The organism is Echinicola arenosa, assembly GCF_014841125.1.
Taxonomy (GTDB): domain Bacteria; phylum Bacteroidota; class Bacteroidia; order Cytophagales; family Cyclobacteriaceae; genus Echinicola; species Echinicola arenosa.
Map to the genome: position 1 here is coordinate 1273925 of NZ_JACYTQ010000001.1, position 21931 is coordinate 1295855.

The 21931-nt window shown below is 39.1% G+C and carries 17 protein-coding genes; 9 read left to right on the forward strand and 8 right to left on the reverse strand.

The window, feature by feature from the left end; genetic code table 11:
* Positions 1–2: 2 nt before the first annotated feature.
* From IFO69_RS04810 to IFO69_RS04830, 5 genes are all read right to left on the reverse strand, one after another.
* Complete coding sequence (locus IFO69_RS04810; RefSeq protein ID WP_192008837.1) at positions 3–641, reverse strand: acetyltransferase; 639 nt, start codon at positions 639–641, stop codon at positions 3–5.
* A gap of 59 nt (positions 642–700) precedes the next feature.
* Positions 701–1999 (reverse strand): DUF2851 family protein, encoded by a 1299-nt coding sequence (locus tag IFO69_RS04815; protein WP_192008839.1) that lies wholly within the window; start codon positions 1997–1999, stop codon positions 701–703.
* Between the two features lie 99 nt (positions 2000–2098).
* On the reverse strand, positions 2099–2917 hold the full coding sequence (gene pyrF / locus IFO69_RS04820) for an orotidine-5'-phosphate decarboxylase (protein WP_192008842.1): 819 nt from the start codon (positions 2915–2917) through the stop codon (positions 2099–2101).
* A gap of 109 nt (positions 2918–3026) precedes the next feature.
* A complete protein-coding gene (locus IFO69_RS04825; RefSeq protein WP_192008845.1) occupies positions 3027–3683 on the reverse strand; it encodes a LolA family protein in 657 nt (218 codons plus the stop codon).
* Positions 3684–3714: 31 nt separating this feature from the next.
* A complete protein-coding gene (locus tag IFO69_RS04830) occupies positions 3715–6069 on the reverse strand; it encodes an FtsK/SpoIIIE family DNA translocase (protein WP_262891604.1) in 2355 nt (784 codons plus the stop codon).
* Between IFO69_RS04830 and IFO69_RS21585 the strand changes: the two genes are divergently transcribed.
* Entirely contained in the window at positions 6068–6235 is a 168-nt protein-coding gene (locus IFO69_RS21585) for a hypothetical protein (protein ID WP_225443985.1), read from the forward strand. The genes IFO69_RS04830 and IFO69_RS21585 overlap by 2 nt on opposite strands.
* Positions 6236–6265: 30 nt before the next feature.
* On the opposite strand, the gene IFO69_RS04835 is transcribed toward IFO69_RS21585, so the two are convergent.
* The gene (locus tag IFO69_RS04835) at positions 6266–7306 is read right to left on the reverse strand and encodes a quinone-dependent dihydroorotate dehydrogenase (RefSeq protein ID WP_192008982.1); all 1041 of its coding nucleotides are present in this window, start codon (positions 7304–7306) and stop codon (positions 6266–6268) included.
* Between the two features lie 296 nt (positions 7307–7602).
* Between IFO69_RS04835 and IFO69_RS04840 the strand changes: the two genes are divergently transcribed.
* Positions 7603–9972, forward strand: coding sequence for a glycoside hydrolase family 95 protein (locus IFO69_RS04840; RefSeq protein ID WP_192008850.1), 2370 nt, complete (start codon positions 7603–7605; stop codon positions 9970–9972).
* A 172-nt stretch (positions 9973–10144) separates the two neighbouring features.
* Here the strand turns inward: IFO69_RS04840 and IFO69_RS04845 are convergent, their stop codons facing one another.
* The gene (locus tag IFO69_RS04845) at positions 10145–11119 is read right to left on the reverse strand and encodes a c-type cytochrome (protein ID WP_192008852.1); all 975 of its coding nucleotides are present in this window, start codon (positions 11117–11119) and stop codon (positions 10145–10147) included.
* Positions 11120–12167: 1048 nt separating this feature from the next.
* Between IFO69_RS04845 and IFO69_RS04850 the strand changes: the two genes are divergently transcribed.
* The 4 genes from IFO69_RS04850 to IFO69_RS04865 are packed head-to-tail and all read left to right on the forward strand — an operon-like array spanning position 12168 to position 18673.
* Positions 12168–15329: a SusC/RagA family TonB-linked outer membrane protein gene (locus tag IFO69_RS04850; RefSeq protein WP_192008854.1), complete on the forward strand. Its 3162-nt coding sequence runs from the start codon at positions 12168–12170 to the stop codon at positions 15327–15329.
* A gap of 10 nt (positions 15330–15339) precedes the next feature.
* On the forward strand, positions 15340–16878 hold the full coding sequence (locus tag IFO69_RS04855; RefSeq protein WP_192008856.1) for a RagB/SusD family nutrient uptake outer membrane protein: 1539 nt from the start codon (positions 15340–15342) through the stop codon (positions 16876–16878).
* A gap of 21 nt (positions 16879–16899) precedes the next feature.
* On the forward strand, positions 16900–17535 hold the full coding sequence (locus IFO69_RS04860) for a fasciclin domain-containing protein (protein WP_192008858.1): 636 nt from the start codon (positions 16900–16902) through the stop codon (positions 17533–17535).
* Between the two features lie 31 nt (positions 17536–17566).
* Positions 17567–18673, forward strand: a complete 1107-nt coding sequence (locus IFO69_RS04865) for a DUF5007 domain-containing protein (protein ID WP_192008860.1) — start codon at positions 17567–17569, stop codon at positions 18671–18673.
* Positions 18674–18753: 80 nt separating this feature from the next.
* Here IFO69_RS04865 and xerD read toward each other — a convergent pair whose 3' ends face one another.
* Positions 18754–19659 carry a site-specific tyrosine recombinase XerD gene (gene xerD / locus IFO69_RS04870; RefSeq protein WP_192008862.1) on the reverse strand — a complete coding sequence of 302 codons (906 nt, stop codon included), beginning with the start codon at positions 19657–19659 and terminating at the stop codon, positions 18754–18756.
* A 117-nt stretch (positions 19660–19776) separates the two neighbouring features.
* Between xerD and aroQ the strand changes: the two genes are divergently transcribed.
* The 3 genes from aroQ to IFO69_RS04885 are packed head-to-tail and all read left to right on the forward strand — an operon-like array spanning position 19777 to position 21900.
* Positions 19777–20190 (forward strand): type II 3-dehydroquinate dehydratase, encoded by a 414-nt coding sequence (gene aroQ / locus IFO69_RS04875; RefSeq protein WP_192008865.1) that lies wholly within the window; start codon positions 19777–19779, stop codon positions 20188–20190.
* A gap of 18 nt (positions 20191–20208) precedes the next feature.
* Positions 20209–21264 carry an aminotransferase class V-fold PLP-dependent enzyme gene (locus IFO69_RS04880; protein WP_192008868.1) on the forward strand — a complete coding sequence of 352 codons (1056 nt, stop codon included), beginning with the start codon at positions 20209–20211 and terminating at the stop codon, positions 21262–21264.
* Positions 21265–21321: 57 nt separating this feature from the next.
* Positions 21322–21900: a MarC family protein gene (locus IFO69_RS04885; RefSeq protein WP_192008871.1), complete on the forward strand. Its 579-nt coding sequence runs from the start codon at positions 21322–21324 to the stop codon at positions 21898–21900.
* The last annotated feature ends 31 nt before the right edge of the window (positions 21901–21931 follow it).

The window sequence follows — 21931 nt, forward strand, 5'->3', positions numbered from 1 at the left end:
ATTTACTGTTTGATAGGAGCAGCAGGATTCCCAAAAACGGTTGCATCATCCTCCACATCGGAAATGACCACTGAACCTGCACCAACTCTGGCATTTTCACCAATTTTCACTCCAGAAACTACGGTTACACCAGAACCGATGAAAGCCCCTTTACCAATAGATACGCCTGAATTGATCACAGCTCCTGCTCCGATCTGAGCAAAGTCAGCTACTTTTACACCATGATCCAAAATAGCACCAGAATGGAAAATACCATGACTGCCCACCTCAGAGGCAGCACCTATGTTTACGCGGGCATTGATAAAGTTTCCATGTCCAATGACTGCGTCAGTTGAAATATAGGCTGTTTTGTGAACAGCATTGATGGGTTGGACTTTTCTTCTTTCGTTCAAAAGCTTCACCAAGAACTGTCGGTACTGGTTATCATCTACCGCCACAAAAGCTTCACACTTTTTCCCTATTAATTTCAAATAGCCATCATCCTCTGGATTTCCCAACACAGGCACCACATTCAGCTCTGTTCCGTGTAGGGATTCATCTTCATCCAAAAAACCGTAGACCACTACTTCATTGCTATTGAAAATCTCCAACGCTGGGTGAGCAATTCCTTTTGCGCCTAATATGATTACCGGTTTATCCATTTTCTCTTTTTGATTTAGTCCGCAAAATTACGGCAAATTCCCAACCTAACCAAAAAACACTACTTCCTTGGCCTGAGCAAGTTCTGACCAATTTTACAGTCCAAGCATTTCTTCTGGCTACAGTAGTGATGGTGCATGCCTATCATGGCCTGAGAATCAAACGCGTTTTGAGGTTGCCAATTTTCTTGCAAATAAGATCTAACGATACTGTTTTCCTCCGCCGGAACTCCTTGCAAAAAATCAAAACATCGTTCCTTCCAAGCTGGATCGTCGGTATAATTTCCATAGGCAAACCACAGCGGCACAACGAAGTTAATTCCCAATAGATTGATCATTCTTTTGCTCAACACCCGGTTTTGACTCTTCAAACTCGCCTTACCCAGTTGGTAATGATGCTCCCAATAGTTGCTTGGCTTTACTTGAAATATTGGAAGCAAATCCTCCACGCTATTGACCTCTTCTTTCAAAGCTGAAAACAAATTGGGACCATGAGAAAGAATTGATGCCAATTGGGCGATTCTAACCGAGGGATAATTACTGGGTCGAACACTCATAAACTTCCATTCAGAAGAGAAAAATGGTTCACTCAAACCATATTTGGACTGATAAAAACCATATTCTCTTTTTACAAAAGAAGTATAGTCATCACTTATCTCTACATCCCTCTGATGAAACCCTGCCTGCCCTAACAATAAAGCTTCCTGTACCAAAGGTTGACCACTATGTTTCTTCAGAATCTTATAAGGAAGTGATCTTGCCAGCTTAAGCATCGCAGAACTGTTTACCTTAAATCCAAAACAGTAGAACAGCCATCTGTAGGTCACTTCTTCCCAATCACCTGCCGTCAGCTCAACTTCTTTTTTGATAACATTCGCCTTCTCATACAAGCGCTCTACCAAAGCCTTTTCCAGCATTGAAAACTTGATTATATCTCCAACACTGTCCAAAAACTCTCCACAAAGCAAACCCTTTGAAGGAGCAATCAAGCGCTCATAGTTTCTGATCACATCCAAAAACACCCTTCCCTTTAATTCCAAAGTTGGAATTAAAGTACCATCCTTATGTTTTATATCTGTATCATGCTCCCAAACAACATGAAGGATCACAGACTCATAGTTATCGTCCTGCTCATGACCATGCGCATTCCATCCAGAGCTTTTAAGATGAACTTCTATGTTCCCATGATATTCAATGTTTCCGAGTATTATTTGGGATTCTAAAAAATCAGGACCTTCATGAAAGTTATGATAGCCTATTTTTTTAACACTTAATGGTACTCCTGAAACTGTTTTGAGATCAAGCTTTTCGAAATATTGGTACTTCCATACAGCTTGGATAAAGTTTTCCTGAAAATTCATTGCCAAAAAAATTAATTAAAAAGATAAGACCTAAAGGCCTGAACAACTCTTTAATTTAGGCATTTTTTTTTCAAAAAACAGGAAACCACTGTAAGTCTATCACTTACAGTAATCTTCTAATAATTTAGCCATCTCTTTTTGCAGCTTAAATGCTTCTTCTCCGGCTTTTACTCCAAAATCCTTTTCTGCTGAGGCATAAATAATTCCCCTTGAAGAATTCACCAACAAGCCACAGGTGCTATTCATGCCATATTTGGCCACTTCTTCCAAACTTCCTCCTTGAGCTCCAACTCCAGGAACTAAAAAGAAATGATGTGGGGCAAATTTTCGAACCTCAGCTATTTTTTCTCCTCTGGTTGCTCCAACGACATACATTAAGTTTCCGTCTGTCCCCCATTCTTGGCTCTTTTCCAAAACTTGCTGAAATAAAGGCTTTCCCGCATTCGTATCAAGAATTTGAAAATCTTTGCTGCCTTCATTTGAAGTAAGTGCCAATAAGATCACCCATTTGTCAGCAAATTCTAAAAACGGACTCACAGAATCTTTCCCCATATATGGAGCCACAGTGATGGAATCAAAATCCATTTGCTCAAAAAAAGCCTTCGCATATAGCTTGGATGTATTTCCAATATCTCCCCTTTTGGCATCTGCAATGGTAAAAATGTCCTTCGGAATATATTCCAAAGTCTTCTGCAAACTCTCCCAACCTTTTGGCCCCATAGCTTCATAAAAGGCTATATTGGGCTTGTAGGCTACCGCGTAATCAGCCGTATGATCTATGATTTGCTTGTTAAATTCAAAGATAGGATCCGCTTCCTTTAAAAGGTGAGAAGGGATTTTTGAAAGATCTGTATCCAAGCCAACACACAGAAAGGATGATTTTTTCTGAATGTTATCAAAAAGGGTTTGTTTGTCCATTTTCAAATTGTTTTGGCAAAAATAAAAAAAATGGAATGGTTCTAAACGAAAATACAGCAGATATCTGCTGTATTTCTATAGTTTCAATCGTTATTCTCAAAAATCCTTACTACCTCAGGTCAATCACTTCTATCCCTGGATGCTTTTTGGGGTCAAAAACAAAATAGGCATTATCCAATGCAATATCTGTTTTAACGTCCTTAAACTCATACTTGAATGTTCCACCGTCACTGTCAGCAACTTCCCATGCCACCAAATCCTTTTTATTCTTCTCAACAAAAAGCTTGATCTTCTGAAACTGTGCCTTTTTATTTTCTGCAACTAAAAGTATTTCTTGCACTGCTTTACCATTTTTGGAAGTTTCTCCATTTAAGCTATAATCATAGCCCTTGCGGTAAAGGTTATAGATACTCGAAGGAGTCAATTCATCTTCGCTTGTATTGACCGTATTGATGGTTACTTCCTGATAGTTGCCGGATTTAATTAAAGTCCAAACAGTTTGCCCGTCATTATAGACCTCCTGATCATCCAGCACCAACTTATATCGGTTACCTTTTACAGCTACTTCACCATTACTGGTCTGACTCGCCCCATCAAGATCATTATAGTAATAATATTCAAAACTAGCCTCCAACCCATTTAGAGACTGGTAACGCTCGCTCATTTGGTCCAAAATGGCTTTAGCCTTTGGATCCTTTTGAGCCCACGCATGAACCTGAACACCTATAGTAAATAATAAACTGAGTAGTATAATTCTTTTCAACATAATACACCTTCTATTTTAGGCTTGTCACCTTTTAGAGGCTATTCAATAACTGTTCCAAACTAACTTCATCGTGAATTAATACTTCACGGGCTTTGCTTCCTTCAAATGGCCCCACAATTCCTGCCGCTTCTAACTGGTCAATAATTCTCCCTGCTCTGTTATAACCCAACTTCAGTTTTCTCTGAATCAATGAAGTACTTCCTTGCTGATGCATTACAATCAGCTTTGCTGCATCTTCAAATAAGGGATCGCGATCTGACAAATCCACATCACCAACACCGCTGTCACCATCTTCTCCTTCAAATTCAGGCAACAAATAGGCATCACTGTAACCTCGCTGTTCACCAATCCACTCACACACTGCCTCCACTTCGGGTGTATCCAAGAAAGCACATTGAATCCTGATCACGTCGGAGCCTTGGGAAAGCAACATATCCCCCATTCCAATCAATTGCTCAGCTCCCCCTGCATCAAGAATGGTCCTACTGTCCACTTTAGATGTAACTCTAAAAGATAATCTGGCAGGGAAATTGGCTTTGATAATACCGGTAATCACATTAACTGATGGACGCTGAGTAGCCACCACTAAGTGAATCCCAATAGCCCTGGCCAACTGAGCCAACCTGGCAATTGGTGCTTCTATTTCCTTACCCGCTGTCATCATCAAATCTGCCAATTCATCGATTACCAAAACAATATAAGGCATAAACTTATGCCCCTTATCCGGGTTGAGTTTTCTGGCAACAAACTTCGCATTGTATTCTTTGAGATTTCGGCAACCTGCATCTTTGAGCAAATCATACCGGTTGTCCATTTCTATACAAAGCGAGTTCAGCGTATAGATTACTTTTTTTGTATCCGTAATGATGGCATCCTCTGCATTGGGCAGTTTAGCCAAAAAGTGTCGTTCAATTTTATTAAAAAGGGTCAACTCCACTTTCTTGGGGTCTACCAAAACAAACTTTAACTGGGAAGGATGTTTTTTGTAAACCAATGAAGCCAAGATCACATTCAGCCCTACGGACTTACCTTGACCAGTAGCACCTGCCATCAGCAAGTGGGGCATTTTGGCCAAGTCCACTACAAAAACCTCATTGGAAATGGTCTTACCTAAAGCCACAGGAAGATCTTTGTCACTTCTCATAAACTTCTCGGTTCCCAAAACAGATCTGGCCGCCACCAACTCTCTGTTCTTATTTGGTACTTCAATACCAATAGTCCCCTTTCCTGGAATAGGAGCGATAATTCTGATTCCCAATGCCGCCAAACTCAAGGCAATATCGTCCTCAAGGTTTTTGATTTTTGAAATCTTAACTCCCGGATCAGGTACAATTTCGTACAAGGTTACAGTAGGACCAATGGTTGCCTTGATCTCTTGAATTCCTATCTTAAAGTTGACCAGTGTTTCTACGATCTTGTTTTTGTTTTCCTCCAACTCCTGACGGGAAACGGTCACTTTCTGCTGATCATACTCATTGAGCAAATCTATGGTTGGATATTGATAGCTGGCTAAATCCAGAGTAGGATCATAAGGGTCTAGATTCTCCACTTCACTGACCTTTTTCTCCTCTCCGGCATTGGCCTCAACCGTAAATTTCTTTTCCTCTGGTTCCTTCTTCTCTTCTTCAGAAACCAAAGTTTGATCTTCAATATTAAATGAAGGCTCGCTACTTGACCTTTTCTTTTCAGGCTGTTCATTCTTAATGGTCCAGCTTTGGCCATCATCTTCAATATCCTCCTCCTCTTCATCAACTAGCTCATCCGTACCTGAAACAGTTTCTTCCGACTCAATTGGAGCAAAATTCTTTTCTACTACGGCATTTTTGTTATCACGGCTTTCGGATATAACCTCAGAATCCAAATCCTCCAGATTTTTATGATCGCTCTGTAACCATTCAATATGTGTGATATTGAAAAAGAAAACCACAAATATCAGCAATGAGCCAAAGATCAAAATAAATGTCCCCCATCCCAAGAACTCATCAGACAAGACCGCCATTTCATAGCCAAACCCTCCACAAATAAACTGAAGGTAACTAAAGCCATCCAATATATGAACTACATAGCCCAATAGAAGGCCAAGCCAAAACACAAAAAACAAACCAAAAGCACTATATTGGGTCAAAGAAATCAAAGACTGTTTAAAAGCCCACTTAAATCCCAGAATAAACAGGAATGGAGGAAACAAGAAAGCTGCTAGTCCAAACCAACGAAAAATTAGCCAATGGGAGACCCAAGCTCCTGCAAACCCCAACCAGTTTCGAGCTTCCGCAGCATTTTGTCTCAATGGAACACCTTCCCCCACACCACTTACCACACTCTGATCTGCAGCACCTGTAAAAAGGTATCCTAAAAAAGCAAAAAACAGAAAAAGCCCTATCATCATGAAAAGTATACCAAAAGACATCCCTACTTTTTTATCCTTAAAAGCAGTGATAGAAAAGTTAAACGAGCGCTTTTTCTTCTTGGCTTTTTCCTTCTTCCTGAAAGTATTTGATTTATATGTATTGGAAGCCATAATTCTTCAACAAGTCCCTTTTGATGACCAATAAGATAATTTTAATCTTGAAATATAGAAAATATCAGCGGTTGTAATACGCTTTCAAACCTTTTTTGATTTCCTTCATCAGGCCTGGTCCTTCATAGATCATTCCAGAATAAACCTGTACCAATGAAGCTCCTGCTTCAAGCTTTTCGATAGCATCTTCTGCACTAAAAATGCCACCAACCCCTATAATAGGGAATGATTTATTTGACTGCTCAGACAAATAACGAATCACTTCCGTACTTCTTTTGCCCAACACTTTCCCGCTGACACCTCCAGCACCAATTTCTTCCACTTGCTTGGCGTCAGTCTTCAGTTGACTTCTGTCAATAGTTGTATTTGTCGCAATCACACCATCTATTTGGGTCTCCTGAACGATAGCAATAATATCATCCAGTTGACCATCTGTAAGGTCTGGAGCTATTTTCAGTAAAATAGGTTTGGGAAGAGGAAAATTTTCGTTTGCTGCCTTAACAGTTTGAAGCAATTTTTTCAAGGGTTCTTTCTCCTGCAAGTCCCTCAAATTTGGTGTATTGGGAGAACTCACATTTACTACAAAGTAATCCACGTAAGGATGTAAAGCGTTCAGACAGTATAGATAATCTTCCTCAGCCTTTTCATTAGGGGTCACTTTATTTTTACCGATATTTCCTCCAATCAATACATTGGACTTTCTTTTTTTCAACCGTTGTACCGCAGCATCCACCCCGCCATTATTAAAGCCCATCCGATTTACCAAGGATCCGTCTTCAGGTAATCTAAACAACCGTGGCTGTGGATTGCCATCCTGAGCCTTTGGTGTCAATGTACCGATTTCAATAAACCCAAATCCCAACATAGCCATCTCATCAATCAGCTTGGCGTCTTTATCAAAACCAGCTGCCAGTCCCACGGGATTTTTGAACCTCAAGCCAAAAACTTCTTTTTCCAGGGAGGAATCCTCAAAGCCAAAAAGGCTATTGACTACTTCTTTGACAATGGGGAGATTAAAGGTGGTTTTCACCATGGAAAATGTAAAGTGGTGGGCTTCTTCAGCTCCTTTTTTGAACAAAAAAGGCTTCAACAGTGATTTATACACGTACATTATCGGTTAGTTTATCCGCTAAATTAATTGAATTAGATGAAAGCAACACTTAAATCAGGAATTGATCACAAATATTTACTCCACTATAGTGCTATAACCTTTGTGATCAAAGTATAAAAAAACAAAGAAAAGTATGTGAATAAAATACTGATATTGGATAAAGACCTTGTGATTTTATTATCAAAGCCACCACTTATTTTATTTATATTTACTCTAGCATTTGAAAGCTTTAGAAAGCTTTTTCTTTTCATTTAATAATTAAACATCTGTAACAATCCGCTAGACATATCATGAAAAAGATTATTCCAGTTTTCCTGTTTTTAATGGGCACTCTATTTTTCAGTTCGTGCTCCCATAATCAACAACATAAAGATACCATAAACCTATGGTACAAACAACCTGCTCAAAAGTGGAACGAAGCACTTCCCGTAGGAAATGGAAGGCTAGGCGCAATGGTCTTTGGTGATCCAAAAAGTGAAAGAATCCAATTGAATGAAGATTCCCTTTGGCCTGATGGACCAAGTGTCCCTAGTGCAAAAGGAACACCAGAAGACCTACAGGAAATAAGAAAACTGGTCAAAGCTGGCGAAGTCCATAAAGCCGATAAATTGATTGTCGATAAATTTTCTTACGGCAGAGTACTTAGATCTCATCAAACTATGGGCGATCTATATATTGACTTTGATAATGATCTCAAAATTGAAAATTACTCAAGGAAGCTTAGTCTTGACGAAGCATTGGCCACGGTCAACTATACTTCTGGTGGCCATGAATATACCGAAAAGGTTTTCGCATCTGCTGTTGATGATGTTTTGGTCGTACAGTTGAGTACCAATGCCGAAAAAGGCCTCAACTTTCAGCTTAAACTGGATAGACCAGAGGATACCGGGCATCCAACAGTTACTGTTTCAGCCCCTTCAAAAGATGAGTTGGTCATGAATGGTGAAATCACACAATATGGTGGGGTTCTGAATAGTCAACCCAACCCTATTAACCATGGCGTGAAATTCGAAACAAGACTTAAAGTCAAGATCTCTTCTGGAACAACTAAAGCTAACAATGGGTCATTATCACTTGAAGGTGTAAAGGAAGCGACCATTTTTATTGTTTGCAACACTTCTTTCTATGGTGATGACTATGCTGCAAAAAATCAAAAAAGCTTGAAACACTTAGAAGGCAAAAGTTTTGAAAACATCCTTGCTGATCATAAGGCAGATTTTGGCCAATACTTTTCCAGAGTTAACTTGGATTTAGGCGACCAAGAGTTAGACAGCCTCCCCACTGACCAAAGGTTACAAAGAGTCAAAGATGGCAATAAAGATGCTGATCTTGCAGCTACGCTTTTTCAGTATGGCCGCTATCTCCTTATTTCTTCATCCAGGCCAGGCACTAATCCAGCCAACCTCCAAGGTATCTGGAACAAGGACATACAAGCACCGTGGAATGCGGACTATCACCTCAATATCAATCTCCAAATGAACTATTGGCCAGCAGGGCCAACCCAGCTATCTGAGATGCACTTGCCACTTTTTGACCTAGTTGATAGGTTAATTGAAAGAGGAAAAGTCACAGCAAAGGAACAATACGGCATCAATAGAGGATCAGTAATTCACCACGCTACGGATCTATGGGCCGCTCCATGGATGAGAGCCAACCAAGCTTATTGGGGAGCATGGATCCACGGGGGCGGGTGGATCTCCCAACACTATTGGGAGCACTATCAATTTACACAGGACAAAGAATTTCTAGCACGGAGAGCCTATCCAGCTTTGAAGTCATTTGCTGAGTTCTATCTAGATTGGCTTCAGAAAGATAAAAAATCCGGACTTTACATCTCTTACCCAGAAACTTCTCCAGAAAACTCCTATATGACAGCAGATGGAAAATCAGCTGCTGTTTCTTATGGTGCTGCTATGGGACATCAAATTATCAAAGAGGTTTTCGAAAACACCCTTTCGGCAGCCAAGGTTCTTTCCATAGAAGACAGCTTTACCCAAGAGGTTCAAGAAAAACTTGGCAAACTATACCCAGGAGTGAGCATTGGGGAAGATGGGAGAATCCTTGAATGGAACGAAGCTTACGAAGAGCCTGAGAAAGGACACAGGCACATGTCCCACCTTTATGCCCTTCACCCTGGCCATACCATCACAGAAGCTATTCCAGAAGCTTTCGAAGGAGCCCAAAAAACAATTGACTATAGACTTCAACATGGCGGAGCTGGCACAGGATGGAGCAGGGCTTGGATGATCAACTTTAATGCAAGGCTACTAGACAAAGCCGCAGCAGAGGATAACCTCTATAAGTTACTTCAAATATCAACAGGCCCTAATTTATTCAACGAACATCCTCCATTCCAAATCGATGGCAATTTTGGGTTTACGGCTGGTATTGCTGAATTACTTTTACAATCTCACGAAGGTTTTATTAGAGTCTTACCCACTTTACCAGACAGTTGGAAAAATGGCCATATAGAAGGGTTGGTAGCTAGGGGAAATATCGAGGTGGATATTTCCTGGAAAGATGGAAAACTAACCAAATTGGGACTTCTCAGCAACTCGGACCAAGTTAAAGAAATAGTATATAATAAGAACCGTAGGAATATTTCTCTTACCAAGGGAAAAAAAACATGGCTTGATAAAGCATTACAGGAAATTAATTAAGTAGAGATAATGATATTTTCCCAAAACAACTTATCAGGACCATATTTTCAAAAACCTTTCTTTTACTATTAAAGAAAGGTTCTCAAAATCCAATCAAATGGGCAGTAGTGACAGGTTTCCTGCCACTACTTTGCCCATCTAGGTGATCAAACCTACTTTTTCAATCAAATAATCACTTTGCAAAAGTCACTTTTTCAACTTTGTTGTCTACAGGCTCAATGGATACCAAATAATCATAGATAGCCTCCAAATCCGTTGTATCCATTCCTGCATACATCATCCACGGCATGATCGTCTGGAATTCGTCCTGACCAACCTTTTCAGGTTGATAAATATCTGGGCTATAACTTTTAAATAAATTAACAAAATCACTTTTGCTTCTAGATCCAATACCTGTTTCATGCTTGGTCAAATTCGCAGACCTAACTATCATTCCATTAGGAAATTGAAATTCCCTACCACCTCCAAGGTATGGCCCCACAAACGCTCCATTTTCAAATTTTGTATGACATTCTCCACAAGCTGCAGCTGTGGTCAAATACTCCCCATATTTAATGGCGTCAACTTTAGAGGGAATCACCCTTAAATCTGCATTTTCAGGAATGGTCCTAATAATGAAATTCATAGGAAAATCTATCTCACGTTCATAATCAGGAGTCTCTTTAGGCTCTAATGTCCTCAGGTAGGCAATAACAGATTTGATATCCTCTGCATCCATATGGGCATATTTTTGATAGGGCATTACCGGAAAAATCGGTTCACCATCTTTTCTTACACCAGTAGTAATTAGCCTAAAAAGCTCCCCATCTGTCCAATCCGAAATACCCGTAGGGGTAATATTTGGGGAAATAAACACACCAGGTAGTCCCATTGTTCTGTCAAAGCGTTCTCCTCCAACTCCCTGCGTATTGGGCACTGGCGGCGCAGAAAACAATGAATAATCCCTTTCTGCATGGCAATCCATGCAAAGCATCACGTGATTGGCAAGGTATTTTCCTCGAGCAATTTGCTCGGCAGTCCCTTCAACAACAATCTCCTCTGCATCCCCCACATTGGGCAAAGCAATACTTACATAAGTCAATACAGCCCCAACCACAATTACAACAACAACGACTAGATACAAGACGATTTTAAAAAATGTTTTCATAGAGATTGATCATTTTGAGTAATGGTACAATAATTTACTAAAATTATTTTTTTACACAAAAAAACTTATTTTAAATACATTATTTTGCTAAACAAATAAATCGCCCAAGAAAAATCAGAAAGTAATCTACTTTACAAAAAACAACCATTAGACTTGGTTTTTATGTAGTCCATCTGCCCAATACAATCATTACAAAAAATTAATTTTTCGAATATATCTTTTTACTAAATCAAACATTGAGGAGAAATTTGCAAATATCCCTCAACTCTTTGAATCATCAGTTGATCAAATAAATTTTTTCTACAGTTTTAAGCTTTTCAAAAACAAAAAACACCAGATACTATCTTGTAAATTCAAAACATAATATCCCTAACAGTGCTTGTTTCATTTTTTTCTATTTATTACGCCAAAGATGTAAATATCAAGCAGAAATCTTTCGTATGAATATTATAGCCTCCAATTTAAGTTAGCTTTAAGCAACTCCATAACACAAATAGAAAGATTTATAATGGCTTTGCTATGATTCTTAACTAAAATGGAAAAACTTTCGTTTAACAACACTTAACTTACTAATACTCACAAAGTAAGTAATTGACAATCCATTAATAATGTTTCGTAACAAAAAATAGTTATGATTATTTTACATTTTTTAACATTATCACTATATTCAAAAACTGCAAAGTCGACTAAACAGAATTATTTGAAAAGAATAGTGATAGTAAAACAAATAAAACGATTGAATTAAAAATCATTTTATTAAAGAAAACAACACCCCAAAAGTGATGCGTCATGGTACCTTTTCCAAGATGCTTTTAAAGATTAGTTCCTTTAATTTCAAGAAATACCATTTCTTAATTCATGAAATTAAGATTGGACTCACTATGTCCAATTAGTACCGAAATAAAAATACGGCCATGCGCTTTTCTTTAAGATTATTTTGAAAAGGTTTATTGAGAACAAGTATGATGAAATACTCTTCTTTCATTCAAAAAAATTAGTAACAAAAACACTCTAAACAATGCTTAAAACTCTACTAAGTTTTTTCTTTATGTTTTGCCTGTGTGGTCTCGTCACAGCGCAAACAATTACAGTAACCGGGACCGTTACAGATGCCACATCTGAAGAGCCCATCCCAGGGGCAAACATCCTATTAAAAGGAACAACCAAAGGAATGGTCACTGATGTAGATGGGAACTTCAAAATAAGTGTTGAAGCTGGGCAAGTTCTCGTATTTTCCTTTATAGGCTATGAACCTATAGAAAAAACCATCACGAATGATCAGCCACTCCAGATTTCTCTAAAAGCAAAGGAATCTGAATTGGATGAATTTGTGGTAGTCGGTTACCAATCGGTCATCAAAAGAGATGTAACCGGTGCAACCAGTAGCATTAAAGGCGAGGACCTGGAGGCCATTCCCGTAACCAATGTCGCATCCTTGATTGGTACCCAAAGTACAGGTATCCAGACCGTAAATGTCAGTGGTGCTCCAGGAGCAAGAGGAGGACTGATCATCAGGGGTAACTCTACCGTATCAGGTGGACTAGATGGAGGAGAGCGTTTTACGGCTTTTAGTACTCCACTGTATGTAGTTGATGGGGTACAAACTTCATTGGAGGATCTTGCAGGTTATGGCGTTTCAAACACTGATTACCTTGCCTCCTTAAACCCAAATGACATCGAAAGTATCGATATATTAAAAGATGCTTCTGCAGCTGCAATTTACGGATCAAGAGGTGCTAACGGTGTTATTATCATCAAAACAAAAAGAGGAGCAGCTTTAGAAAAACCTCAGTTTGATTTTACCACCAGCATAGGTTTCCAGCCTATTCCTGAACTAGTCCCGATGCTGGCAGGTGCAGCAGAAAGAAGGGAAAAAATGGGCATGTTGGAAAAATGGTGGGACCATGACTTTCTTTTGTCTAACAATGTCCCAATCATGTTAACTGATAGCCTCAACCCTGCATTTAATAACAATGTAGATTATCAAGGACTATTTTATCAAACAGGTGTATCACAAAGATACAACCTGAGTATGAGAGGTGGTAGTGAAACTTCAAACTATCGTGTTTCCCTCGGATATAACGATGACAAAGGTGTAGTGAAAGCAACTGGATTTACAAGGTATACCCTAAATGCCAACTTGAATATGAAGGCTGGCAAAAGGTTTACCAACCAGTTTATCATCAATACTTCCATGACTGAGAACAAAACTGGTCAAGGAAACCCTGGTGGAGGATCTTTTAACTTGGACAACAGCTTACCTACCAGTCCTAACAATTTGAACTCCTCGCTTTTCTATCTACCAGAAGCAAAAATCCAGTCACTACAAGGAGAACTTGAAAATAAGTTAAATACAGACGAGCAGTTTAAAGTTACCTTTTCAAACTTCGCTCAGTTAAAGATCATTGATGGATTAAAGCTTAATTCTCAGTTGACTTTCCAATACGATGCCAACAAGAAGAACTTCTATGAGCCATCGAATATTAGACCCAATGGAGACGGTTTTGCAGCTTATTCACTCTATACTAGAAAGAACAATGCTTCCGATTTATATTTTGATTATTTCAAAACATTTGGGGACCATGAAATCATAGCCATTGCCGGTAATCGCGTAGATTACAACAAGTACGAAGACATGGGGATCAACGCTGTCGGTTTTGGTAGTGATGCCATCCAAATCATCAACGAAAGGTATACAAAGGATAATATTGATGGGTTTACAGATATCAGTGAAAACGCCCTGCTTTCCTATTATGCCAGATTCAACTACAAGTTCAAGCAAAAGTACTTGATCAGTGTCAACTACAGTAGAGATGCTTCTTCTCGATTCGGAAAAGATACACGCTGGGCGAATTTTGGATCTGTATCCTTGGGATGGGTATTCTCAGACGAACCATTCATGCAGAAAATTACTGGTGACTGGCTTGACTTTGGTAAATTCAGAGCTAGCTGGGGAATCAATGGTAAGCAGTTTCAACAAAACTATTTAAGGTTTGGTGCCTACCAACTAGGTTACGGAGGTTTAGCTACAGGATATGTTTCTAACCAAATGAGTGTATCATCTTATGGTGGTATCACCGGAATAGTGCCAAACTATGACAATATTGGTAATGACCAATTGTCATGGGAAGAGTCCCGTCAGTGGAATTTAGGTTTTGACTTGGCCATGGTAAATCAACGCTTGAACATCACCTTTGATGCCTATAATAAAAGTACTGACCAATTATTCTTTGACATTGCCTTCCCTTCTTATTCAGGGTACAATAATGCACAGGCCAATGTTGCTGGGGTTTTGAACTATGGCTATGAAGCTCAAGTTCGTTACGATTTCTTCCCGAGAGTCAGTGACTGGAAGCTAGAATTAACTGCTGGTGTGGCAAGAAACGAAAACTATGTAAGTGCATTACCAAATGGAAACAGAGACTACCTTATTGGTAGTTATGGATACATCGTGGGAAGACCGCTTAATCTTTATCAAGTTTTCATCAATGACTATATCATTGACAACCTCGAGCAACTCCCTGTCAATCCTTATACCGGAGAGCCACTAACAGGAAAATCTGCATGGGCAGCCATTAGACCAGGACTTCCTATCTGGAAAGACATCAATGGAGACTACCTATTGGATGAGGCCGGTGATCAGATCATGTCTTTGGATTACTCCCCAGTTCCAGATATCCAAGGGAACTTCAACATCAACCTTCGTTATAAAGGCTGGTATTTCCAAGCATACAGTCAATTCTCCTTTGGTGCAGACATCAAGAACACAGTATTGAATAGTTATATGGATAGATATGATAGAGGCGGTACTGGTTGGGCTACTTCTGGTTTAGCAGATCTTAGTGAATATAGTTTCTGGGAACAACCAGGTGATGGTGCTGCCGGCGTACGTTTCCCTGCACTCTTCCCTGCAGGTGGTGGAGAAAGCCCTTTCTATGCTTTCAGAGGTAACCAAACCTTGTGGATAGAAAACGGAGACTATTGGAAAGTAACCAACGCCTCTGTTGGATATGTATTTAATAAAAACTCCATAATCGACAAATGGGGACTTAGCAGATTGAGAGTTTATCTATCCGTATTGAACCCATATCAATGGCAAAGATCCAAATCTATTGTGGATGCTTCTATGGTTGATGCTCGCGGACACGTATTGGGCAACGGCTATCCACAGGCCAAAACATTTTCCTTGGGTATAAATGCTAGATTCTAAAAACGACACCATGAAAAATTTAGGAAAAATAAACATAGCCATACTAACATTAATTTTAACGTTAACCTATAGCTGTACCAGTATATTAGACCAGGAACCTGTAAGTATTACACATCCTGATGTGTACTGGAGTTCTCAAAGCGAGGCAGAACAGGCTTTGGCTGGTTCTTACGCCTTGTTTAAAAATGCCATGACCTATCAAGCTAACTTTCTCCACTGGGGAGAATTTCCAGCAATGACATTGATGGACAGCCAGTTCTGGATTACGAACTACATTGAAGGAAGCGGAAACTATGTATTACCTTACAGGGAAAACACCCAAGAGTGGAAGCTTTTCTTTAGAGCTGCTAACTGGGCTTTTACCATTGAACAATACGTAGAAGGCATGTCTGAAGAGTTATTCACTACTCCTCAGGAAAAAAGCAGAATCATCGGTGAGGCAGCATTTGTAAGGGCCTTATCCTATTTCTACATGACCAGAATTTGGGGTGAGATTCCAATCGTACATGAGTCCATCGAAACTTCAGATCAATTGATTACTCCTGATGGCTACATAGTGGAAGTTTCAAGATCTCCTGAAAATGAAGTCTTAGACTATATTCTAGAAGCCGTTGAAAAGTCTATTGGATTATTGGAGTATGCCAGTCCTGGGTCTAGAAATTGGGCCATTACTGCCAATAAAGCAAGTGCTGAAGCACTTAAAGCACACGCATTGCTATGGTATGCAAGCAGAAATAATAATGACAATGAATTAGTACAGCAAAGTATTGATGCTGCCACCTCGGTAATCAACAACAGTAACACCAGTCTTATTGACTATGTGTCTGAAGGTCAAGAAGGATTTGAAAGGATGATGAGAGGGCAGTCCAAAACAGGTTTATTTGAAATCAATATTAGCGCTGATGTCAACGAGTCCTTTAGAATGAATAATGCTGATGGTAACCATACAGGCTTGACTTTGAACCAGCCAATATTAAACGGCAACAACGGAACAGCTCCTACTGGAAACCCAGACTTCTATGGTTATGAATTCATGGCTGAAACAGAGAGAGAGACCGATGTGCGAAAAGAGTTGTTCTTCAATGATTTTGAAGATATGGGAGCCAGTACCTTCCCTTTGAAATATTCCTTTAGTTCTGATGATCCAGCATCTGAAGACCCCTATGCTAGATTCTCAGAGTCTAATATCTTAATATTTAGATTAGCAGATATCTACTTGCTTAGAGCTGAAGCCTATACAAAACTAGGACAATATTCAGCAGCTGTGCAAGACCTTGATTTGGTAAGGAGTCAGGCTGGTGTACCAGCTTATACAGGGGTTCAGGATAGAAGCAACTTGATCAAAGCTATTTTCGACGAAAGAGCTATTGAGTTGGTGGCCGAGGCGCATTCTGCTTACGACCGCATCAGAATGGATTACTTTGAAGGTGTTTCTTGGATGAATAGTAACAGAAAAGCCAAGAATGGTTATTTCTGGCCTGTGTCTAATGGCGTAATTATTAGAAACCCTTCAATCGTTCAAACTGAATATTGGCAAGGCCGTTTGTAATCACCTTAAAACTTAGAAAAAATGAAAAAGTATATTTATATCCTAGTTGTATCATTTGGATTAATTTCCTGTATAACTGATGACTATTTGGTAGATGGAGGCATAAGCAGTGGGGAAGTGGGATCCGACACCTTCACTTTCTTACAGTCTCATCCACAATTGGATACTTTGGCATTATTGATCCAAAGGGCTGACCTTATCGATGAAGTCAATGGGGAAAATACCCTTTTTGCCCCAAACAACCTTTCCATTCAAAAATATGTGGACGAGGTACTGGCCGAAATGAGACAGGAAGATCCTGAAGCAGAGTATACCGTTAATGACATTCCTGTGGATACACTTCAAAAGTACATGGGAGGCTATATTTTCCCAGGAAGAATCACAAGAGATGATATGAGTGCAGATGGTGATATTTTGACCGCATTGAATGGAGAAGAAAGAAGAATTTCACTTGAACCTAGGGAAGAGTATACAGACCAGTTGAGCAGTTTTCCGGAGTATGTCTTTTTCACCTACAAAAACGGTGATGATTGGGACGACTGGGATAACATCATTGATGATGATGTCATTACTGTTAGAACATCAAATTTGGTATCGACAAATGGTATGATCCATGTTTTACAGGGAAACCACATCCTGTTTAACTATGATAATTAAAAAATCATCGGTCCACATAAACAATTTGAAAATGAAAAAATCAATATATCAATTACTAATAGTATCGTTTTTGGGTGTGTCTTCTTGTACTCCGCCAGAAATAGGCTATTTAAGTGAAAATGTTCACGCTACTCAGGACACAATCTCTGTTCCTAGAGGGTCTTTTACTGTATCTGCACGCCCAGCTATCGAAAATTCAACTGCTCCCTTGAACTGGGAAATTATTGGATTCACAGACTTGGATGGCAATCCTAATAATGAGCTTCTTGAAACACATGAGATCAGGATTTGGAAAGAGGCCTTTAATGGTGACACCGATACTACCCTGGCCTTGGCAGAAGCCAAACTTGAATTGTCAGAAGAACCCTCTATCAAAATGAATGCAGTCAGTGGAGAGTTTGCATTTACCCAAGCTACAAAGTTTGTTCAAAACAGTCTGTTCAAAGCTGATGTTCAGGTCTCCAATATCAAAGGAGAAAAACTTCTTCAAGACTTTACAATTATAAAGCTAGAGCCTTTTAATGCTGTCGAATTTCCTACTGAAATGAGATCTCGTTTGTTGTTGGATTCAGATAATGGTAATACAATCGCTCATACAGGAGTGATCACTGGTCCCGATGATGAAAATATCCCAAGCGTTTTAGATGGGACTAACCCCTATTTCTCCATTCAAAAAGTGAGTAACGAACCAGCTAACTCTGTTCAAGTGGATATGATCATTCAAGATAGCTATGGAAACACAGTGGATACAGATGAAATCACATTTTACCCAAGCGGGTCATCTTATCTACAAAACTACCATGACAACTCTGTAGAGACCATTGAAGGTGAAAAGTCAACTTCTTTTTTCTTACCGGCTCCTCCATTCCCCCAATATGGCAGAAACTACACTGGAAGCAGTACTTATCTGATGTATTACTTATCCAAAGGGAGTGCTTTTGTAGTGGATAAAGAAGCCTATGAAGCAGATAAAGGCCCAAAAACAGATGCACAATGGGAAGAGTTTTGGGCTCCATTTAGAGATCCTGAAACAGGTAAAATCAGGAACCATGCCTATATCAGGTGGGGAATTAAGATCAATGATAGTGGAACGTGGGAATTGAAAATGAAAATTCCTTACACAAAACTAGATGAGTAAATAATCTTGATTTAAGGATCATCAAGCCAGCTTAACTTTCATTTAAGCTGGCTTTTTTAATTCAAACCACATTACAAATTCTACTTTCTTGGGTGAAATTCTGTCAAAACCTGCCTCAAGTACTCCCGATCCAAGTGAGTATAGATTTCAGTAGTGGTAATACTTTCATGGCCCAACATCTCTTGGACGGCTCTTAAATCCGCCCCCCCTTCGATAAGGTGTGTAGCAAAACTATGGCGAAATGTATGCGGGCTAACCTTCTTTTTAATACCAACTTCTTCTACAAGTTTTTTTATAAACAAAAAGACCATTACCCGGGTAAGTTTTTTCCCTCTTCTGTTCAAAAAAACAAATTCCTCATGGCCAGACTCTATTTTCTGATGGCGTCTCTTTTCTTCCAGATAAATCTTCAAATATTTCAAAGCATCCTTTCCAATAGGGACAAGTCGCTCCTTATTTCCCTTACCAATCACTCGAAGAAAGCCTATATCTGCATAAACCTGCCCAAGTTTAAGGTCTACCAATTCCGAAACCCTCAATCCACTGCTATACAAAATCTCTAGCATCGCCCGGTTCCTATGTCCTTCATTGCCCCCTAATTTTATCCCTTCAAGTAACTGTATAATTTCAGGATAACTCAGCGTATCCGGAAGTTTTCTTCCCAACTTTGGGGCTTCTAACAAAATGGATGGATCTTCTTCTATCTTATCTTCATAAGTCAAAAATTTAAAAAAGGCCTTTATTCCCGAGATCACCCTGGCTTGGGTAAATTCAGACACGCCCAAAGAGGCCAGTTCATTCACAAAAGACCTCAAATGTGCTAACTTCACCTGAAGAGGGCTAAGTTCAGGAAAATGATCTCTAAGAAAAGCAGAAAGCTTATCCATATCTTGCCGATAAGCCAAAATAGAATTTTTGCTTAAAGACCGTTCTATTTTCAAATAATGTTCAAATTGCTTGATATAGATTTCCCAAATGTCTGGCATAAACTCAATGTTTTACCCAAAGATAAAATTAAAGGGTAGCTTTTTTATTTAAATCAACTATCCAATGCTTAACTTTGGTCAAAATTTTGAACAAAACGCCAAAAACCATCTATAATTTTGAAAATACTTATCATTAACGGCCCTAACCTAAACCTTTTAGGAAAAAGAGAGCCTGAAATTTATGGCAGTGACACCTTCGAAGATTACTTTGAGACGCTAAAAAAAACATTTTCTTCGATAGATTTATCCTATTACCAAAGCAATATCGAAGGAGAATTGGTAGATAAAATCCATGAAGTAGGTTTTAGCTATGATGCCATCCTGATGAATGCTGGCGCATATACCCATACTTCGATCGCCCTTTCCGATGCCATTGCCGGCGTCACCACACCCGTTATGGAAATCCATATTTCCAACATTTATAAAAGGGAAGAGTTCAGGCACAAAAGTATCATTTCAAAAGAATGCATTGGCATGATCTCTGGTTTAGGGCTTAAAGGGTATGAACTAGGCCTTCGGTATTTTCTCTAAAACTTTAATTTAAAAACCATGATAACATTTGCACCAGGACCTTCCAAGGTTTATGATCAATTATCTACCTATCTTCAAGATGCATTTGAGCAAGGCATTCTAAGTGCCAATCACAGAAGCGCTGTTTTTATGAATTTATACCAAGAAACAGAGACTTTGATCAAAGAGAAACTTCATGTTCCTGAAGATTACAAATTATTGTTCACCTCAAGTGCAACCGAAAATTGGGAAATCATTGCGCAATCAATTGTTGAAAATGCCAGTTTTCATATTTATTCAGGCTCCTTCGGTAAAAAATGGTTAAACTTTGCCCAGCACTTAAATCCTGAGACAGCCTCAATCAAACTGGATACAGAAACTGAAGTGGATGTCGCTTCCTTAGAAATAGATGAAAAATTTGATCTAATAGCCATCACACAAAACGAAACTTCAAATGCCACAGAGGTACGCAATGAGCTGATTAGGGAAATAGGTGAAAAATATCCAAATAAAATGATTGCTGTCGATACTACCTCTTCAATGGCTGGTATTGAGTTGGATTTTACAGCTGCTGACATTTGGTATGCTTCAGTCCAAAAATGCTTCGGTTTGCCAGCAGGTTTGGGTATCTTGATTGTATCTCCTAAGGCCATAGAAAAATGCCATAGCAAAGGTGAATCAGGAAGGTACAATAGTTTAAGTTTTATCCTTGAAAATGCCGCCAATTACCAAACGCATTACACACCAAATGTATTGGGAATTTACCTGCTCAACAGGAACTTGAAAGACAGACCTGAAATTCAAGAAACAGATGGCATAATCAGGGAAAGAATGAAAGTGCTGGAAAACACTATTGCCCAATCAGAAAAACTCACGATGTTGGTACAAAACCCTAATACGAGAAGTAAAACGGTAATGGGTATTTCTGGCAAAGAAGACTTTATCAGTGCTGTTAAAAAAGCGGCAGAAAAAGAAGGCATGCAAATGGGCAGTGGATATGGGCCTTTAAAGCCCACCAGCTTTAGAATTGCCAATTTCCCGGCCATCACTGATGATGAGTTTGAAAAGCTTATAAAATTCTTGAAAGAATATTAATTTAAAAATTGATTTTATTCGAAATTTTAATTTTAATTTCGCGAAAAATTTTGAATAATGTTTGACTTCAAAGAAATCTTATCTGTTACATTGATCCTATTTTCGGTAATAGATATCTTGGGATCAATTCCTATAATCATCAACTTACGCCGAAAAGCAGGGCATATTCAGTCTGAGAAAGCTACCATAGTGGCGGGAATCCTGATGGTTTTATTTCTCCTTTTGGGAAAAAACATCCTGAACCTTTTTGGGATAGGAGTGGATGATTTTGCCATTGCTGGTGCGCTAATCATTTTTGCACTAGGTGCTGAAATGATCTTGGGTATTGAAATATTCAAGCCTGACCCTGAAGCTGATGCTTCCAGCACATCCATCGTTCCTATTGCCTTCCCATTGATTGCTGGCGCTGGAACAATGACTACCATTTTAACCCTAAAAGCAGAATTCTCCCAAGCCAATATTGCTGTGGGAATTTTGATCAACCTGGTAGTAGTTTATATAGTTTTGAAAAGCACCACATGGTTGGAGAAAAAATTAGGAAAAACTGGCCTTGATGTTTTGAGAAGAATATTTGGCATCATCTTGCTTTCCATAGCCATCAAAATATTTAAAACCAATTTGTTTGATGTGCTCTGATAATAGCATTTAAAATCCTATCATTTCAAAT

Coding starts and splice junctions, on each gene's coding strand:
- IFO69_RS04865 (WP_192008860.1), top strand. CDS start 17,567: ATGAAAAAATCAATATATCAATTACTAATAGTATCGTTTTTGGGTGTG.
- IFO69_RS04815 (WP_192008839.1), bottom strand. CDS start 1,999: ATGAATTTTCAGGAAAACTTTATCCAAGCTGTATGGAAGTACCAATAT.
- IFO69_RS04810 (WP_192008837.1), bottom strand. CDS start 641: ATGGATAAACCGGTAATCATATTAGGCGCAAAAGGAATTGCTCACCCA.
- IFO69_RS04860 (WP_192008858.1), top strand. CDS start 16,900: ATGAAAAAGTATATTTATATCCTAGTTGTATCATTTGGATTAATTTCC.
- xerD (WP_192008862.1), bottom strand. CDS start 19,659: ATGCCAGACATTTGGGAAATCTATATCAAGCAATTTGAACATTATTTG.
- pyrF (WP_192008842.1), bottom strand. CDS start 2,917: ATGGACAAACAAACCCTTTTTGATAACATTCAGAAAAAATCATCCTTT.
- IFO69_RS04855 (WP_192008856.1), top strand. CDS start 15,340: ATGAAAAATTTAGGAAAAATAAACATAGCCATACTAACATTAATTTTA.
- IFO69_RS04825 (WP_192008845.1), bottom strand. CDS start 3,683: ATGTTGAAAAGAATTATACTACTCAGTTTATTATTTACTATAGGTGTT.
- IFO69_RS04885 (WP_192008871.1), top strand. CDS start 21,322: ATGTTTGACTTCAAAGAAATCTTATCTGTTACATTGATCCTATTTTCG.
- IFO69_RS04840 (WP_192008850.1), top strand. CDS start 7,603: ATGAAAAAGATTATTCCAGTTTTCCTGTTTTTAATGGGCACTCTATTT.
- IFO69_RS04850 (WP_192008854.1), top strand. CDS start 12,168: ATGTTTTGCCTGTGTGGTCTCGTCACAGCGCAAACAATTACAGTAACC.
- IFO69_RS04830 (WP_262891604.1), bottom strand. CDS start 6,069: ATGATGATAGGGCTTTTTCTGTTTTTTGCTTTTTTAGGATACCTTTTT.
- IFO69_RS04880 (WP_192008868.1), top strand. CDS start 20,209: ATGATAACATTTGCACCAGGACCTTCCAAGGTTTATGATCAATTATCT.
- IFO69_RS04845 (WP_192008852.1), bottom strand. CDS start 11,119: ATGAAAACATTTTTTAAAATCGTCTTGTATCTAGTCGTTGTTGTTGTA.
- IFO69_RS21585 (WP_225443985.1), top strand. CDS start 6,068: ATGAAAAGTATACCAAAAGACATCCCTACTTTTTTATCCTTAAAAGCA.